General features: G+C 70.0%; 13 protein-coding genes. 9 read left to right on the top strand and 4 right to left on the bottom strand.

Annotated features, from left to right (window positions below):
* Positions 1-22: 22 nt before the first annotated feature.
* Positions 23-280: a serine hydrolase gene (locus VG502_RS19125; protein ID WP_325551725.1), complete on the bottom strand. Its 258-nt coding sequence runs from the start codon at positions 278-280 to the stop codon at positions 23-25.
* Positions 277-1,665 carry a serine hydrolase domain-containing protein gene (locus tag VG502_RS19130; protein ID WP_325551726.1) on the bottom strand — a complete coding sequence of 463 codons (1,389 nt, stop codon included), beginning with the start codon at positions 1,663-1,665 and terminating at the stop codon, positions 277-279. Before VG502_RS19130 ends, VG502_RS19125 begins: the two co-directional genes overlap by 4 nt.
* A 292-nt stretch (positions 1,666-1,957) precedes the next feature.
* Here VG502_RS19130 and VG502_RS19135 point away from each other — a divergent pair, with 292 nt between their 5' ends.
* The 9 genes from VG502_RS19135 (at position 1,958) to VG502_RS19175 (ending at position 15,516) form a co-directional block, all read left to right on the top strand.
* Positions 1,958-3,568 carry an ABC transporter substrate-binding protein gene (locus VG502_RS19135; protein ID WP_325551727.1) on the top strand — a complete coding sequence of 537 codons (1,611 nt, stop codon included), beginning with the start codon at positions 1,958-1,960 and terminating at the stop codon, positions 3,566-3,568.
* A 10-nt stretch (positions 3,569-3,578) separates the two neighbouring features.
* Positions 3,579-4,586 (top strand): ABC transporter permease, encoded by a 1,008-nt coding sequence (locus tag VG502_RS19140; RefSeq protein ID WP_325551729.1) that lies wholly within the window; start codon positions 3,579-3,581, stop codon positions 4,584-4,586.
* Positions 4,587-4,589: 3 nt separating this feature from the next.
* Complete coding sequence (locus VG502_RS19145; RefSeq protein WP_325551730.1) at positions 4,590-6,566, top strand: dipeptide/oligopeptide/nickel ABC transporter permease/ATP-binding protein; 1,977 nt, start codon at positions 4,590-4,592, stop codon at positions 6,564-6,566.
* On the top strand, positions 6,563-7,321 hold the full coding sequence (locus VG502_RS19150) for an ABC transporter ATP-binding protein (RefSeq protein WP_325551731.1): 759 nt from the start codon (positions 6,563-6,565) through the stop codon (positions 7,319-7,321). The genes VG502_RS19145 and VG502_RS19150 overlap by 4 nt, the downstream gene beginning before the upstream one ends.
* The gene (locus VG502_RS19155; RefSeq protein WP_325551733.1) at positions 7,318-10,671 is read left to right on the top strand and encodes a serine hydrolase; all 3,354 of its coding nucleotides are present in this window, start codon (positions 7,318-7,320) and stop codon (positions 10,669-10,671) included. The genes VG502_RS19150 and VG502_RS19155 overlap by 4 nt, the downstream gene beginning before the upstream one ends.
* A 1-nt stretch (position 10,672) precedes the next feature.
* Positions 10,673-11,818: a M20 family metallopeptidase gene (locus VG502_RS19160; protein WP_325551734.1), complete on the top strand. Its 1,146-nt coding sequence runs from the start codon at positions 10,673-10,675 to the stop codon at positions 11,816-11,818.
* On the top strand, positions 11,815-12,690 hold the full coding sequence (locus VG502_RS19165; RefSeq protein ID WP_325551735.1) for a GNAT family N-acetyltransferase: 876 nt from the start codon (positions 11,815-11,817) through the stop codon (positions 12,688-12,690). Before VG502_RS19160 ends, VG502_RS19165 begins: the two co-directional genes overlap by 4 nt.
* Positions 12,691-12,704: 14 nt before the next feature.
* Complete coding sequence (gene menC, locus VG502_RS19170) at positions 12,705-13,811, top strand: o-succinylbenzoate synthase (RefSeq protein WP_325551737.1); 1,107 nt, start codon at positions 12,705-12,707, stop codon at positions 13,809-13,811.
* A 70-nt stretch (positions 13,812-13,881) separates the two neighbouring features.
* Positions 13,882-15,516, top strand: coding sequence for a PucR family transcriptional regulator (locus tag VG502_RS19175; protein WP_325551738.1), 1,635 nt, complete (start codon positions 13,882-13,884; stop codon positions 15,514-15,516).
* A 28-nt stretch (positions 15,517-15,544) separates the two neighbouring features.
* On the opposite strand, the gene VG502_RS19180 is transcribed toward VG502_RS19175, so the two are convergent.
* Positions 15,545-15,970 (bottom strand): PPOX class F420-dependent oxidoreductase, encoded by a 426-nt coding sequence (locus VG502_RS19180; RefSeq protein ID WP_325551739.1) that lies wholly within the window; start codon positions 15,968-15,970, stop codon positions 15,545-15,547.
* A gap of 121 nt (positions 15,971-16,091) precedes the next feature.
* Entirely contained in the window at positions 16,092-16,928 is an 837-nt protein-coding gene (locus tag VG502_RS19185) for an Fpg/Nei family DNA glycosylase (RefSeq protein WP_325551740.1), read from the bottom strand.
* Positions 16,929-16,931: the final 3 nt, after the last annotated feature.

Genomic DNA, 16,931 nt, shown 5'->3' on the forward strand with positions numbered 1-16,931 from the left:
GTCGCCGGCGAACCGACGACGGTCAGGACCGCTGGTGCTCGATGCAGGCGCGCGCGGCCAGGCCGATCGAGGCGTCGATCCGCGGCCGGCGCCGGCCGAGGTCGTGCGCGCGGGTGAAGACGGCGACGGCGTATGACGTGCCGTCCGGGTAGCTGATGACCCCGGCCTCGTTGCGGATGCTCGGCAGGGTGCCGATCTGTCGGGCGTGCACGAAGCCCGTCGCGCCGGCCCGGTCGAAGATCTCTTGCAGCTCAGACTCCACCGTGGTCGTGACGGTCATGCAATCACCCGACGGTCGGCCCGGCCCGTGTGCAGGTAGAGCGCCCGTCCCTGACCGTCGTCGCCGACGAACGCGTGCGGCATGTACATGCCCATCGTCGGAGTCCGTGGCACCAACGTGTCGGCGCGCCACGGCAGCAGCTCGACAGGCTCCGGGTCGGGCGCCATCTCGGCGAAGATCCCCTTCATGACCTGCGCCAGCCAGATGCGGCCCTGCTCGTCCACCGTCACGGTGGAATCGGACACGGACGAACTGTAGGTGCCCTCGATCCGGTGCGCTTCCGGCGCCGGACCGGCCGAGTCCCCTGGGGCGGGTTTGGCCGGCTCCGTGACGCCGGCGAGCTCGTCGAGGAGGCGCGGCATGAGTGCGTCATACAGCGTGAAGGGGTTGCCGCCATTGGTGAGGATCGCCACGGCGACGTTGCTGCCGGGGACGATGCGCAGGAACGACGCCTGGCCGATGGTGTTGCCGTCGTGCCCGATCACCGGACCGCCGTCCCACGCGTTGTACTCCCAGCCGAGGCCCCAGTCGGTGCCCAGCAGCCCGAGGTCGGGCAGGTGCACCTGGGGTTGCTGCATCGCCGTCGCGGACTCCTCGGAGAGCACCCGCGTGCCGTCCGGTGCGGTGCCGCCGGCCAGGTGCATCGCCGCGAAGGTCAGCAGGTCCCGCGCGGTCATCGACAACATCGACCCGGCCGGGGCGTTCGAGCGCGCGAGGTTCCAGGTCGGCGCCGGCACGAAGCCACCGTCAGGAGCCGGCACGTGCCCGAGCGCCGCCCGGAAGCGGATCGCCTCATAGGCGTCGGTCGCGAAGCGCGTCATACCGAGCGGCTCGGCGATGCGCTCCCGCAACACCGCGTTGTATGGCGCACCGCGCAACACCTCCACCAGCCGGCCGAGCATGATGAAGCCGGCGTTGTTGTAGGAGAAGCGCTCTCCCGGCGGGAAGAGCTGCGGCGCCTTCGCCAGGACCGGGACGAACTTCTCCACGCAGTCGTCGCCCATGCCGGTGTCATCGAAGTAGTCGCCCTCGAAACCTGCTGTGTGGCAAAGCAATTGACGCACGGTCAGCTTCGGCGCCGCGTCCTCGTCCGCGATCACGAAGTCGGGGACGTACGTCCGGAACGGCTCGTCCAGCTCGACAAGGCCGTCGTCGACCAGCTGCATCACCAGCGTCGCGGTGAACACCTTGGTGACGGACCCGATCTGGAAGACGGAGTCGTCGGTGGCCTCGACCCCGGTGCCCTTGTTCAGGACTCCGGCGGCGCGGCTCAGCACCTCCCCGTCGGCGAGTATGGCGACGGACGCGGCGGGGATCTGCGCTTCTTCGAGCACACGGGGCAGTTCGGCGTCGATCCAGGCGCCCAGCTCTTCCAGCGTTGGCATGGAGGCTCATTCTCCTTTGGCGTTGCGACTCGCAAGCTCGCTGCAACGCCAACGGAGCTTGAGCTTCCTGTGCTTGTTCTGAATCAACTTCATGGTCTTCCTTTCGCGAGGGACTGACCGGGCAGTCCTCACCGGTCAACACCCACAGTGAAGCCGACCCCCGCCCACGGTGACTTGTCCAGCGCGACAACCCGGCACACGCCGATTCGTTCGCGAGGACGAACCACCACCGCCGATCCGCGGGCAGTCTGACGAGCGACGATGCACCCCGCCCAGGACAAGGAGTCCCACCATGGGCCGCTCAACCAGTCGCAGTCACAAGACCCTCGGCCTGCTCGCCGGCGGCTGCGCCGTCGCCGTCGCGGTCGCCGGTTGCTCCTCGAGTTCGGGCAGCGGCGGCAGCGCCAAGGGCGGCGGCAAGGTCGTCGACGGGGCGACATTCTCGATGGCCCTGAACTCCGACCCGGGCAACCTGGATCCGCAGGGCTCGGCGTCCAACAACGTGCTCCAGGTCGCCGCCCTCGCCTATGACTACCTGGTGAGCACCAGCGCGAAGGGCAAGATCCAGCCGCAGCTCGCCAGCAGCTGGAAGGTCAGCGGCAAGACCGTCACCCTGAAGCTCAAGTCCGGGATCACCTGCTCGGACGGCTCGGCGTTCACCGCGGCACAGGCGGCGCAGAACATCAACTACGTCGGCAATCCGAAGAACAAGAGCCCGCTGCTCGGTGCCTTCCTGCCGGCCGGTGCCACGGCGAAGGGCTCCGGCAACACCGTCACGATCTCGCTGGCGGGAGCCGCGCCCTTCATCCTCGAGGGTCTGGCGTCACTGCCGATGGTGTGCGCCAAGGGAATGGCCAACCGCAAGTCGCTGGCCAGAGCCACCGACGGCACCGGGCCCTACCAACTGACCGACGCCAAACCGAACAGCAGTTACACGTTCACCAAGCGCACCGGCTACACGTGGGGACCGGCGGGCGCGATGACTTCGACGGCGGGTCTGCCATCGAAGATCGAGCTGCGGGTCATCACCAACGAGACGACCGCGGCGAACCTGATGCTGTCCGGGCAGCTCAACGCGGGCACCTTCATCGGTCCGGACACCTCGCGGCTGCAGTCGGCCAAGCTCTACTCGGTGTCGACCGCGACGATCATCGGCCAGACCTGGTACAACCACGCCGCCAGTCGCGCGACGTCGGATCAGAAGGTGCGACAAGCACTTTCGATGGCGACCGACAGCACGCAGCTGCAGAAGGTGCTGACCTCCGGGCGTGGCTCCGGGCCGACCAACTTCGCCGTATCGCCACCGGCCGCGTGCACCGGCAACTCGGTCGCCGCCGCGATGCCGAAATTCGACCTGGCGAAGGCGAAGTCGCTCCTCGACGCCGACGGCTGGAAGGCGGGCTCGGACGGGATCCGCAGCAAGAACGGCAAGCAGCTGACCCTGCGGTTCCTCTACAGCACGACCTTCGGGTCCGCCGGCACCTCGGCCGCGGAACTCGCCGCCGCGCAATGGAAGAAGCTCGGTGTCAAGGTCAGTATGACGGGGCAGGACACCAACACACTCCTCTCGACCATCTTCACCACGGGCAACTGGGACATCGGGTGGGTCCCGTTGAACGTCAGCTCCCCGGACCAGCTGGTCGGCTTCATGTCCGGCCCAGCTGCGCCCAAGGGCAACAACTTCGCCGGGATCGACAATCCGACGTACCGGGCCAAGGTGGCGAAGGCGGAGACGATGACCGGTGCGGCCGGCTGCAGCACCTGGCTCGCCGCGGAGAGCAGCCTCGTCAAGGCCGCCGACGTGATCCCATGGGCCAACCAGAGCCGGCTCACCTTCGGCAAGGGCAGCACGTTCGACATCAACGGTGTGCTGCAGCCGACCAGCATCCGCATGGTCCGCTGAGTTCGCGCACGTGACGACCACCTCACCGGCGCAGAAGGCGTCCGTCGGCCCGACGTCATACGGCCTGCGCGACAACGCCTGGGTGCGCTTCGCGATCCGGCGCGCGGGTCAGCTGCTCATCTCGCTGTGGGCTCTGGTCACCGCGGCGTTCCTGATGATCCATCTCGTGCCCGGCGATCCGGTGCGTGCGTCGCTCGGCCTGACCGCACCGCAGTCCCTGGTCAACGCGCGGCGGCGCGAGCTCGGGCTCGACGACCCGATCGTCGTGCAGTACTGGCACTACCTCGGTGACCTCTTCACCGGGAACTTCGGAACCTCGATGTCGTCCCAGCTGCCGGTGTCCGAGGTCATCTCACAGCGGCTGCCCGCGACGTTGTCGCTGGCCGTCGCGGCGTTCGTGCTGGCGCTGCTCATCGCCATACCGCTGGGAGCCCTGATGGGCGTGGTGACCCGCGGCGGGCGCGCGCAACGCAGCGAGCTCGGATTCACCACGCTGAGCGTCATCATCGGCGCCATACCCGACTTCGTGGTCTGCATCATCCTGGTCTGGATCTTCGGCGTGAACCTGCACCTGCTCCCGGTCGCGGGCAAGAGCGGACTCGACTCCTACGTCCTGCCGGTGGTCGCCCTCGCGGTCGGGCCGGGCGTGATCCTCGCGCGGATCCTGCGCGTGGAGATGATCTCGGTGCTGCGGGCCGACTACGTCCGGACCGCACGCGCCAAGCGGCTGCCCGCGGTGTCGATCTACCTCAAGCACGCACTGCCGAACGCGCTGACCGCCACGCTCACCCTCAGCGGGCTGCTGCTCAGCGGCCTCATCGCCGGCACCGTGCTGGTCGAGAACGTCTTCGCCTGGCCGGGCCTGGGCAGCACGATCGTGTCGTCCATCCAGAACAAGGACTATCCCGTCGTCCAGGCCATCGTGCTCGTGTATGGCGTGCTCGTCCTGCTCATCAATCTGGTCGTCGACATCGCGCTCGCGCTGCTCGACCCGCGCTCCACCATCAGGGAGAACTGAGCAATGGCAGCCAATCTCGCGACCGAGATCGTGTCGGCGGGCGGACGCCGTGGCAATCGCCGCAAGTGGGTGACGGTCGTGCGGACCCCGGTCGGCGCGGCCGCCACCGTCGCGCTCTCCGCGCTGCTGGTGCTCGCCGTCATCGCACCGATCCTCTGGACCGACTGGGCGAACCGGACCGACACCGCGCAGATGTTGCACGGACCGTCGAGCGCGCACTGGGCCGGCACCGACAACCTCGGCCGCGACATCCTCGCCCGGGTGCTGGTGGCCACCCGCCTGTCGGTCGAACTCGCCCTGCTGGCAACGCTCATCATGGTCGGCGTCGGCCTGGTGCTCGGCACGCTCGGTGTGCTGTTCGGCCGACGCGTCGGACGGGTGGTGGCCGCCGTGATCAACATCGCCGTCGCGTTCCCCGGGTTGCTGCTCGCGTTGTTCTTCGCGGTCATCTTCGGCATCGGGAGCAAGGGCGCCGTGCTGGCCATCGGGTTCGCCGGCGCACCCGGTTTCGCCCGGCTGGTCCAGACGCTGGTCGCCGGTGTCGAGCAACGCGACTTCGTGCTCGCGGCGCGCGTCGCAGGGGTGAACCGGTTCCGGATCCTCGTGCGGCACGTCCTGCCGAACGTCGGCGAGGCACTGATCGTCAATGCCACGATCGGGGCGGGCGCCGCGCTGCTCGCCTTCGCCGGGCTGTCGTTCCTCGGGCTGGGAGTGCAACCGTCGGACTACGACTGGGGGCAACTGCTGGGCAACGGCCTCACCGGGATCTTCGAGCACCCGGTCGCCGCACTCGCACCCGGCATCGCGGTCGTGCTCGCGGGGCTGGCGTTCAACTTCTTCGGTGAGGCGATGGCCAAGAGCATCGGGGTGACCACGACCATCGGGAAGCTGCGGCTGCCCGTGGTCAAGCCTGCCGGGGAGGGCGCCATACCCGCGAAGGACGGAGCCACCGACGACGACACGGTCCTGACGGTGCGCGACCTGCGGGTCAGCTTCCCGAGCGCCCACGGCGCGATCACCCCGGTCCGCGGGGTCAGCTTCGGTATGACGCGCGGCGAGACCGTCGGCGTGGTCGGTGAGTCGGGCTCCGGCAAATCCCTGACCGCGCTCGCGGTGGCACAGCTGATCGAGCGACCCGCACGGGTCACCGCCGCCGAGCTGAACTTCCTCGGGACGGACCTGAGCAGCGGCGCCACTCGCGCCGACCAGGACCTGCTGGGCGTGCACTTCTCGATGGTCTTCCAGGACCCGATGACCTCCATGAACCCCACGTTGCGCGTCGGCGGGCAGCTGGCTGAGGTGGCCCGGCGGCACGGCGGACTCTCCCGGACGGAGGCTCGCGACCGGGCCGTCGACCGGCTGGACGCGGTGCAGATCCCGGAGCCGGAGCGCCGCGCCGGCCAGTACCCGCACGAGTTCTCCGGCGGCATGCGGCAACGCGCGATGATCGGCATGGGCCTGATGGGCGACCCGGCGCTGATCGTCGCCGACGAGCCGACGACCGCGCTGGACGTGACGGTGCAGAGCCGGGTGCTGCAGCTGCTGGAGTCGATCCGCCGCGAGCGGAATGTCGCGCTGCTGCTGATCAGCCACGACATCTCGGTGGTCCGCCAGGTGTGCGACCGCGTGCTGGTGATGTATGCCGGGCAGATCGTCGAGGACCTGCCGACGGCCGACCTGCACTCGGCGGCCCGCCACCCCTACACCAGGGCGCTGATCTCGGTGGTTCCCGACATGCACACCGCACTGGACGAGCCCCTGGCCGTCATACCCGGCCGGGCGCCCGACCCGGCGTCGTTCCCCGCCGGTTGTGCGTTCGCGTCCCGCTGTCCGCTGGCGACCGAGCGCTGCCGGGCCGAGATGCCGCCGCTGGAGACCGACGCGGCCGGCCGCCGGGTGGCGTGCTGGCACGCCGATGCGTCGGCTGCGTCGGGCTCCTCGGGCGCATCGGCACCCGAACAGATGGAGGCTGCCCGATGAGCACCCTGCAATTCGACGACGTGTCAGTGCATTACGGCACCCAGCGGCGCGGCACGACGGCCGTCGACGGCGTCAGCCTGACCGTGCCGGACGGTGAGATCGTCGGGCTGGTCGGCGAGTCCGGCTCCGGCAAGTCCACTCTCGGCCGGGCCGCCGTCGGGCTGGCACCGCTGTCCGGTGGTCGAATCCTGTTGAACGACAAGCCAGTCCCGCTGCGTGGTCGCAACCGTCCGATCCAGATGGTCTTCCAGGACCCGTCCTCCTGCCTCGACCCGCGTATGACGATCGGCGCGAGCCTGCGCGAGACGATCCCGGGGCGAGCGAAGACCGACCGCAGCAAGGAGGTCGCGCGCCTGCTCGACCTGGTCGAACTGGATCCGGAACTCGCCGCGGCATACCCGAGCCAGCTGTCCGGCGGGCAGCGGCAACGCGTCGGGCTGGCGCGTGCGCTCGGCGCGCAGCCGGACGTCGTCATCGCCGACGAAATCACCTCTGCCCTGGACGTTTCCGTGCAGGGGACCGTGCTCAACCTGATCCGCGACCTGCAGCGTGAGCTGTCCACCTCGATGCTGTTCATCTCGCACAACCTCGCGGTCGTGCGGTATGTCGCGAGCAGCATCGCGGTGATGCACCAGGGCCGCATCGTGGAGTACGGCCCTGCCGAGGAGATCCTCACCAACCCGCAGCAGCCCTACACCCAGGAACTGCTGGCCGCCATACCCGATTCCGTCCATCCCACGAGGAGAGCATCATGACCCGTCGCCTGCGCATCGCCGATCTGGCGGACATCGCCATCCCGGAGCAACCCGCGATCTCCCCGGACGGGCGACGGGTCGCCTATGTGCTGCGGACCCAGGACCTGACCGAGGACAAGCCCGTCACCAGCCTGTGGCAGGTGGCGACCGACGGGACGAAGCCGGTGCGACTGACGCGCGGACCCGCCGACAGTGCACCGGCCTGGTCGCCGGACGGGTCGCAACTGGCCTTCCTGCGTGCGTCGGACGGACCGGCGCAGGTGTGGCTGCTGCCCGCTGCCGGCGGCGAGGCGACCCAGCTGACCGAGCTGCCGCTCGGCGCGGGCGCGCCGCTGTGGAGCCCGGACGGCACCCGCATCGCCTTCGGAGCGCCGGTGGATCGAGCGGCCGCGACCGACGGCAGCGACACGTCCAGCGCGCCGATCGTCACCGACCGGGTCGACTACCAGGCAGACGGTGCCGGCTACCTGCGCGAGATGCGCAACCACCTGCACGTGCTGACCGTCGAGGACAAGTCGTGCCGCCAGGTCACTGATGGCAATTGGCATGCGGGACAACCGGATTGGTCACCCGATGGCACCCACCTCGCGTTCCCTGCGGGTATGGCGGAGGACGCCGACCTGCGCTTGGTCATCCCAGTGCACCGGGTCGACGTGACCGGCACCTGGTCCGAACCGGAGCTTGTCGGCTTCGCCGACGGGGTGGCCCAACTCGCGACCTGGACCACCGACGGCACGGAGCTGCTCGTCATCGGCAGCACCACCGGTCCGACCGGGCAGGCGGGGCTGTACCGGCTGCCCGCCGAGGGTGCGTCGACGGTGCCGGCCGCGGACCTGGTGGATCTGGCCGGACCGCTCGACCGGAACGTGATGGCCGGTGGCCCGGCATACCCCGGAGCGACCCCGCAACTCATCGACGACGGTCGTGGGGTGCTCTTCTGCGTGCGCGACCGCGGCTGCACCCATCTCTACCGCGCGGCTCTCGACGGCGGCTCGCCGGAGCTGGTGCTCGGCGGCGCGGACCAGGTCGTGTCCGGCGCTTCGGCGGCCGGTGGCACCGTGGCGGTCGTGCTCGGCACGGCCACGTCGTTCGGCGAGATCGTCACCGTCGACCTCGCGTCGGGCGAGCGGACGGTGCGCACGCAACACGGCGAGGATCTCGCGAATGTCGAGTGGTTCCAACGCGAATCGCGCGACTTCACCATCTCCGACGGCACCGTCGTGCAGGGGTGGCTGATCCGCGACCCGGCGCAGTCAGGGCCGCGACCGCTGCTGCTCGACATGCACGGCGGCCCGCACAATGCGTGGAACGGCGCGGCCGACGACATGCACCTCTACCACCAGGAGCTGGTCGCGAAGGGCTGGGCGGTGCTGCTGCTCAACCCGCGTGCGAGCGACGGGTACGGCGCGGAATTCCTCACCTCGACGATCGGCGCCTGGGGCACCGGGGACGCCGCGGACTTCCTGGAGCCGCTGGACACACTCGTCGCCGACGGCGTCGCCGACCCGGACCATCTCGCGGTGAGCGGCTACAGCTACGGCGGTTTCATGACCTGCTACCTCACCAGCCGCGACCAGCGCTTCGCCGCCGCGGTCGCCGGCGGAGTGTGCGCCGACCTGAACAGCCTCGCCGGCACATCCGACGCGGGGCACCTCCTCGCGGCATACGAGCTGGAGCTGCCGACCCGCCACCCATCCACCGAACTGGACGAGATGTCGCCGTTCAGCAAGGTCACCGACGTGACCACCCCGACTCTCGTCCTGCAGGGCGCCGCGGACGTTCGCTGCCCGATCGGGCAAGCGCAGCAATGGTTTTCGGCGCTGCGTGAGCAGGACGTGCCGACCAGGCTGGTGCTCTACCCGGACGGTTCGCACCTCTTCCCGGTGAACGGTCGCCCGTTGCACCGTGTCGACTTCAACCACCGCATCATCGACTGGCTCGAGCAGTATGCCGGGACGGGCAGCCGCCGCCCGAAGCTCGACCTGGCGCACTGGCAGCGCCGGCTGAGCACCCTGGCCGCACGGCACAAGGTGCCCGGTGCGCAGCTGGGCATCCTGCGGCTCGGCGAGCGCGACGACGATCTGGTGGAGGCCGCAACCGGCGTGCTCAACGTCGACACCGGCGCCGAGGTGACGACCGACTCGATCTTCCAGATCGGCTCCATCACCAAGGTGTGGACCGCGACCGTCGCCATGCAGCTCGTGGACGAGGGCAAGCTCTCCCTGGACGCACCCGTGCAGGAGGTGCTGACCGAGCTGAACCTCTCCGACCCCGAGGTGACCAAGAAGGTCACGCTGCGCCACCTGCTGACACACACCAGCGGCATCGACGGTGACGTGTTTACGGACACCGGTCGCGGCGACGACTGCCTGAGCAGGTATGTCGAACTGCTCAGCGACGCAGCGCAGAACCACCCGCTCGGAATGACCTGGTCCTACTGCAATTCCGGCTTCTCGATGATCGGGCTGATGATCGAGAAGGTCACCGGCAAGACGTGGGACGCCGCGATCCGCGAGCGCCTCTTCACACCGCTCGGACTGACCCGTACGGTGACGTTGCCCGAGGAGGTGCTGCTGCACGGCGCCGCGGTAGGGCACGTCGGGGAGGGCGACGAACCGCCGAAGGTCGCGCCGATCTCGTTCCTGCCGCGCTCGGTCGGGCCGGCCGGACTCATCACCTCGACGGTCGGGGACGTGCTGGCCTTCGCGCGGATGCACCTGCGCGGCGGAGCCGCACCGGACGGCACACAGGTGCTGCGGCCGGAGACCGTCGCGCTGATGCAGGAGGAGCAGGCGCAGCTGCCGGACAAGGACACCCTCGGGGACTCCTGGGGACTGGGCTGGATCCGCTTCGACTGGTCCGGGCACTGGCTCTTCGGGCACGACGGCAACACGATCGGCCAGTCGGCGTTCCTGCGGGTGCTGCCCGAGCAGAACCTCGCGGTCGCGCTGCTGACCAACGGAGGCAACACCCGGGACCTCTACCAGGACCTCTACCGCGAAATCTTCGCGGAGGTGGCGGGCGTCGAGATGCAGCAGCCGCTGGCGCCGCCGGCGGAGCCGGCGCACGTCGACATCACACCGTGGCTGGGCACCTACCAGCGCGAGTCGATGACGATCGAGGTGTCCACCGACGACGACGGGCCGCGGCTGAGGGCCACGGTGAGCGGCCCGGTCGCCGAGACGATGGACGATCCCACTGAGGAGGCGCCGCTGGTGCCGGTCGACACCGACCTGTTCGTGATGCGGCTGCCGGGCGTCGAGACCTGGACCCCGGTGACCTTCTACCGACCCGACGGTCAACGGCGGTACATCCACTTCGGGGCGCGCGCCACCCCGGAGGTGTCCTGACGTGGACCTGCTGGAACGGTTCCGCGACGCGCTGCCGCGGGTCGTCGACGACATCCGGACGCTGGTGACGTGTGAGTCACCCTCGGACGACCTCGCCGCGCTCGCCGCGAGCGCGAAGCTGACCGCCGAGCTCGGCACGGCATACCTGGGCAGTGAGCCGGAGCAGATCGTGCTGGACGGGCGGCCGCACCTGCGCTGGCGGCTGGGCGACGGTCCGCGGCGTGTGCTGGTCCTGTGCCATCACGACACGGTGTGGCCGATCGGCACACTGGACAACCATCCCTTCGCGGTGGCCGACGAGGTGCTGCGCGGGCCGGGCTGCTTCGACATGAAGACCGGCACGGTGATGGCCTTCCACGCCATCGCCGCGCTGGCGGAGACCGACGGCATCACCGTCCTGGTGACCGGTGACGAGGAGTTGGGATCGCCCAGCTCCCGGCAGCTGATCGAGGAGGAGGCGCGCGGTTGCGTCGCCGCTCTGGTGCTCGAATCCGCAGGCGCCGCAGGCGCTTTGAAGACCGAGCGCAAGGGCGTCTCGCTCTACCAGGTGACGGCCGTCGGGCGGGCGGCGCACGCCGGACTCGAGCCGGAGAAGGGCGTGAACGCGAGTCTGGAGCTGGCCTTCCAGCTCTCGGCGGTCGCCGCGCTCGGCGCTCCGGAACGGGGAACCACCGTGACGCCCACCGCGCTGCAGGCGGGCACGACCACCAACACCGTCCCCGCGCAGGGGCGATTCGCAGTCGATGTGCGGGCCCGCACCGTCGTCGAGCAACAGCGGGTCGACACCGCGATCAGGGCGCTGCGACCGCACCTGCCCGGAGCAGAGCTGCACGTCACCGGAGGGCCGAATCGGCCACCGTTGGAAGCGGTTTCGTCGGCTGAGCTCTTCGAGCGCGTATGCCGCCTGGCCGCCGGCCAGGGCCTCGCGGAGCCGGCGCAGGTGTCGGTGGGCGGAGCCTCGGACGGCAACTTCACCGCGGGGATCGGCGTGCCGACACTGGACGGTCTCGGCGCCAGCGGTGGCGGAGCGCACGCGGATGACGAGCACGTCCTCGTCGACGAGCTACCCGGCCGGATCGCCCTGCTGGCCGCACTGCTGGCGGATCTGCTGACCTCTGCGCTGCCCGACCCGGCAGGTGCGCGGTGACCAGCGTGGCGGCTCCGGCGGTCCTCGCCGGAGAACAGGCCGCGCAGGCCGCACGATCCGCCGCGGTCACGGTCCGCACGGTGACCGGGCTCGACGAGCTCACCGCGGTCGAGCGTCTCTACGAGCAGATCTGGCGCTCGCAGCACCATGCGCCGATCGGCACCGAGATGTTGCGGGCCCTGGCGAAGGCCGGCAACTACGTCGGCGTCGCCTACGCCGGCGACACCATGGTGGGTGCCTGCGTCGGCTTCTTCGCCGCACCGTCCGACCTGACCCTGCACAGTCACATCGCCGGTGTCCTGCCGCAGAGCTCACGCCGCGGTGTCGGCTATGCGCTCAAGCTGCACCAGCGTGCGTGGGCGCTGCACCGCGGGATCGGGGTCATCGAGTGGACGTTCGATCCGCTGATCGCGCGCAATGCCTACTTCAACCTGGTCAAGCTCGGGGGCCGGCCCACCGAGTACCTGCCGAACTTCTACGGCGGCATGCGTGACCGGATCAACACCGGGGACGACACCGACCGGCTGCTGCTGCGCTGGGACCTGCAGGACCCGCAGGTCGTCGCGGCCTGCTCCACGCAGTGGCAGCAGGTGCCGGTCGCCGAGCTCGATCGTCCGGGGTGCGCCGTCGCGCTCGGGCGTGGCCCGTCGGGCGAGCCGATCACCGGCGCCACCGACGCCCCGACGCTGCTGGTCGCGGTGCCTCCGGACGTGGAACGGTTGCGGGTCAGCGACCCGCAGCTGGCGAGCGCCTGGCGGCTCGCAGTGCGCAACACCCTCGGCGAGCTGCTCGGGCGCGGTGCCCGGGCCCACGCCTTCACCCGCGACGGCTGGTATCTGCTGGACACCACCGACATCCCGAATCACCCCTGAGGAGAGGCAGATCCATGAAGCTGACCGGAATCGAACTGCGCCGTGTGGGCATGCCGTTGGTCGCACCGTTCCGGACGTCGTTCGGTGTCCAGCACGAACGCGACATCCTGCTCGTGCGTGCCGTCACCGACCAGGCCGAGGGGTGGGGCGAGTGCGTGGCGATGGGCGATCCGCTCTATTCGCCGGAGTATGTCGACGCGGCGGCCGACGTGCTGCGCCGCTTCCTGATTCCGGCGCTGGCGGACGCGGATCGGCTCGATGCGAGCCTGGTCGGTCCGATCCTGCACGGCTTCAAGGGGCACCGGATGGCCAAGTGCGCGCTCGAGGCGGCACTGCTGGATGCCGAACTGCGGGCCGAGGGGCGGCCGCTCGCGCGGGAGCTGGGCGCTGTCCGGGACCGCGTGCCGTGTGGTGTCTCGGTCGGGATCATGGACTCGATCCCGCAACTGCTGGATGCGGTCGACGGCTACGTGGACGCGGGCTACGTGCGGATCAAGCTCAAGATCGAGCCGGGGTGGGATGTCGAGCCGGTCCGTGCGGTGCGGGAGCGGTTCGGGGACGACCTGCTGCTCCAGGTCGATGCGAACACCGCATACACACTGGCCGACGCGGCACAGCTGGCGCGGCTGGATCCCTTCGAGTTGTTGCTGATCGAGCAGCCGCTCGACGAGGAGGACGTGCTCGGGCACGCCGAGCTGGCGAAGCTGGTGCGGACCCCGATCTGCCTGGACGAGTCGATCACCTCCGCGGCGACGGCGGCGGCCGCGATCACGCTGGGCGCCTGCCGGATCGTCAACATCAAGCCCGGCCGTGTCGGTGGCTATCTGGAGGCGCGCCGCATCCACGACGTCTGTATGGCGCACGGCATCGCGGTCTGGTGCGGCGGCATGCTGGAGACCGGCATCGGCCGGGCGGCCAACGTCGCGCTGGCCGCGCTACCCGGCTTCACACTGCCGGGGGACACCTCGGCGTCCGACCGTTACTTCACCTCGGACGTGACCGAGCGGTTCGTGCTGGACGCCGGCCATCTGACCGTGCCGACCGGACCCGGGCTCGGTGTCGCCCCGATACCGGAACAACTTGCCGCGATCACGACCGCCACCGAATGGATTCCGCTGTAGCGCAACGATTTCGGCAGGAACGCCCGGGTGTCGTGCCCGGACCTTGTAGCGTCATCAGGTGGTGGTGTCGATGAGCGGACGACCGGGAGCCGACCTGGCACGGCTGCTCGACGAGCTCGGCAGCACGTTGCTCGAGCTGGTCCATGCGCCGGCGTCGTCCGTGGGCGCGGCTCTCGCACCGATCGCGGCCGCTCCCATCCATGACCCGGTCGACAAGGAACGGGTGGTGCCCAACTCGCTCGTGCTCGGTGTCGGCGTCACCGGCACCGACCAGATCGTCCGGTTGCTGCACGAATTCGGCGAACAGGGTGCCGCCGGCCTCGTCGTGCGAGCCCCGGTGGCGGCGGATGCTCGCACGCGCGCCGCGGTCGATGAGACCGGTGTGGCGCTGCTGGCCTTCACCCGCGGTGCGTCCTGGACCCAGCTGAGCGCGCTGCTGCGTGCGTTGCTGGCCGAGGGTGAGGTCGGCGGGGCGGAGCCGGACACCCTCGGCGGGCTCCCGTCCGGGGACCTGTTCGCCGTGGCCAACGCGATCGCCGCCCTGCTCGATGCGCCGATCACGATCGAGGACCGCAACTCCCGGGTGCTGGCCTTCTCCGGGCGCCAGGACGAGGCGGACTCGTCGCGGGTCGAGACGATCCTGGGTCGGCAGGTGCCCGAGCGATACGCCCGACTGTTGTCGGAGCAGGGCGTCTTCCGCGAGCTGTACCGCACCGATCAGCCGGTCTACATCGAGCCGTTGCCCGCGACCGGAGTCACCATGGCGCGTGCCGCGATCGCCGTCCGCGCCGGCGACGAACTGCTCGGCTCGTTGTGGGCGGCGGTGCGCGGCCCGCTGAGTGCGGAGCACCACCGCGCCCTCTGCGAGGCGGCCAAGCTGGTCGCGCTGCACCTCCTGCAGCAACGCGCGGGGTCCGATGTCGAACGCCGGCTGCGGGCCGACCTGCTCGGGACCGCCCTGGAGGGAGGGGCCGGTGCACGTGGCGCCCTCGACCGCCTCGGCCTCGCCGACCAGCCGATGGTCGTGCTGGCACTGACCATCGACGGCGCGGCGACACCGGCGGGCGTCGCTGCCGGGGCAGAACTCGTCGGCGAACGGCAACGGCTCAGCGATGCGTTCGCCATGCACCTCGGCGCGGTCCATCCGTCGTCCGCGGTGGCGGCCCTGAGTGACGTGGTCTACGGCCTGGTGCCGCTGCCGCACCAGGGGGAGCGGTATGCCGTGGGCATCGCGACCGATTTCCTGGACCGGATCGGCGGCCGCGGACACCATGCATTCATCGGTGTCAGCCCGGTGGCCGAGGACATCGCCGGCCTGGCGCGCGCACGGGACGCCGTGGATCGGGTCCTGCGGGTGCTGCGCGAACGCGACGGTCCCCGGGTGGCGCAACTGGCGGACGTGCACGTGGAGTCACTGATGCTCGAGCTGCGCGATCTGGTGGCTGCGCGTGGTGACCAGCCGACGGGGCCGGTCGCCCGGTTGCTCTCGTATGACGACGCACACCACACCTGTCTGGTGCAGACCCTGCGCGCCTGGCTCGACAATTTCGGGGACACCGTCGCGGCCGCGGCCAGCCTGTACGTGCACCCGAACACCTTCCGGTACCGCCTGCGCCGGGTCGCCGAGGTCGGCCGGATCGACCTGGAGGATTCGGAGGCGCGGTTCGCCGCCATGTTGCAGCTGCGCGCCGTGGTGTCGCGCTGACCTGACGCGAGCTGTATGACGCAGCGGCTCAGCGGACCAGGCCGTAGACCCGCTCGACGTGCAGGTGCAGGGGGAGCCGGTGGTCCTCGACCATCGCGCGGCGGTAGTCGTCCCAATCGGGGTGCTCGCCGCCGATGGCGCGATAGATCGAGATGAGTTCCTCGACGCTGTCGTCGTCCGGCGCGCCAGCCACCGGGAGCACGTCCGCGGTCACGTCCGCTGCGGCATACGACCAGCCGTCCTTGGCATTGACGAGGACGGTGGCACGCGAATCACGGCGCAGATTGGCGGTTTTCGCCCGGTCGTCGGTGATCGAGACGCGGATCAGGTCGCGCTCGCGGTCGTAGGTGTAGCTGACGTTGGACAGCTGCGGGCGCCCGTCGCGGCGGATGGTGGCCAGCGTTGCCAGGTGGCTGTCGGCGATGAGATCGCGCAGTGCGTCGTCGTTGCTCATGAGGTCTCCTCCGGGTGAGGGTGCACCGTCAGCGTATGACGGCCGGTGGCCTCGACACGTCGCTCGACGCATCGCTCGACGCGTGGCTCGTCCGTCGCGACTGGTCGACCCGCAGGAGTGCTCAGGGCCTGACGGTGCGCCGACGCGACCGGGGCTGGCACTTCTTGCACCAGAAGAGGTTGCGGCCGGCGAGGATCTTGGTGCTGACCGGGGTGCCGCAGACGTGGCACTCCTGACCGGCGCGGCGGTAGACGTAGACCTCGCCGCCGTGCTTGTCGACGCGCGGGTCGCGGGCCATCGCCTCCGGCGTGTGCTCGGGGTAGACGGTGTCGATCCGGCCGTCGCGGACACCGAGCGGCATCAGCTCGACCAGGTCGTCCCAGAGCAGGTCGAACTCGTGGGCGCGCAGGAACTTGCCCGCCATGAACGGGTCGATGTGGTGCCGGTAGAGCGTCTCGGCGCGGTAGATGTTGCCGACGCCGGCGAAGATCTTCTGGTCCATCATCAGCACGCCGATCGGACTGGCGGACCGACGGATTCGAGCCCTCGCGACCTCCGGATCGGCGTCCGCGCGCAGCGGATCCGGGCCGAGCTTGGACACGGTCGCGGCGATCTGCTCGGGGGAGCTGAGCTCGCACACGTTGGGTCCGCGCAGCTCCATCGTCACGTCGGGGGAGAAGGCGGTGAGGCGCCAGCGGGCGTTCTCGGTCGGCGGGTCGGCCTCGGGGAAGAAGAAGAACTTGCCGATCAGCCCGAGGTGGATGTGCACCTGCTCAGGGACGCCCTCGAAGGCCAGGTACATGTGCTTGCCGAAGGCCTGCGCGGTGTCGAAGACCCGCCCGTCCAGCAGGTCGGCGCCGGTGAATTTCCCCTGGGGAGAGGTCGATCGGACCTCGTGCCCGCCGAACTCGCGGTTCAGCTCACCGCTGATGCGGTGGGTGACATGTCCTTCCGGCATACG

The organism is Flexivirga sp. (genome assembly GCF_035551235.1).
GTDB lineage: Bacteria > Actinomycetota > Actinomycetes > Actinomycetales > Dermatophilaceae > Flexivirga.

Coding starts and splice junctions, on each gene's coding strand:
- VG502_RS19155 (WP_325551733.1), top strand. CDS start 7,318: ATGACCCGTCGCCTGCGCATCGCCGATCTGGCGGACATCGCCATCCCG.
- VG502_RS19145 (WP_325551730.1), top strand. CDS start 4,590: ATGGCAGCCAATCTCGCGACCGAGATCGTGTCGGCGGGCGGACGCCGT.
- VG502_RS19125 (WP_325551725.1), bottom strand. CDS start 280: ATGACCGTCACGACCACGGTGGAGTCTGAGCTGCAAGAGATCTTCGAC.
- VG502_RS19180 (WP_325551739.1), bottom strand. CDS start 15,970: ATGAGCAACGACGACGCACTGCGCGATCTCATCGCCGACAGCCACCTG.
- VG502_RS19185 (WP_325551740.1), bottom strand. CDS start 16,928: ATGCCGGAAGGACATGTCACCCACCGCATCAGCGGTGAGCTGAACCGC.
- VG502_RS19150 (WP_325551731.1), top strand. CDS start 6,563: ATGAGCACCCTGCAATTCGACGACGTGTCAGTGCATTACGGCACCCAG.
- VG502_RS19175 (WP_325551738.1), top strand. CDS start 13,882: ATGAGCGGACGACCGGGAGCCGACCTGGCACGGCTGCTCGACGAGCTC.
- VG502_RS19130 (WP_325551726.1), bottom strand. CDS start 1,665: ATGCCAACGCTGGAAGAGCTGGGCGCCTGGATCGACGCCGAACTGCCC.
- menC (WP_325551737.1), top strand. CDS start 12,705: ATGAAGCTGACCGGAATCGAACTGCGCCGTGTGGGCATGCCGTTGGTC.
- VG502_RS19135 (WP_325551727.1), top strand. CDS start 1,958: ATGGGCCGCTCAACCAGTCGCAGTCACAAGACCCTCGGCCTGCTCGCC.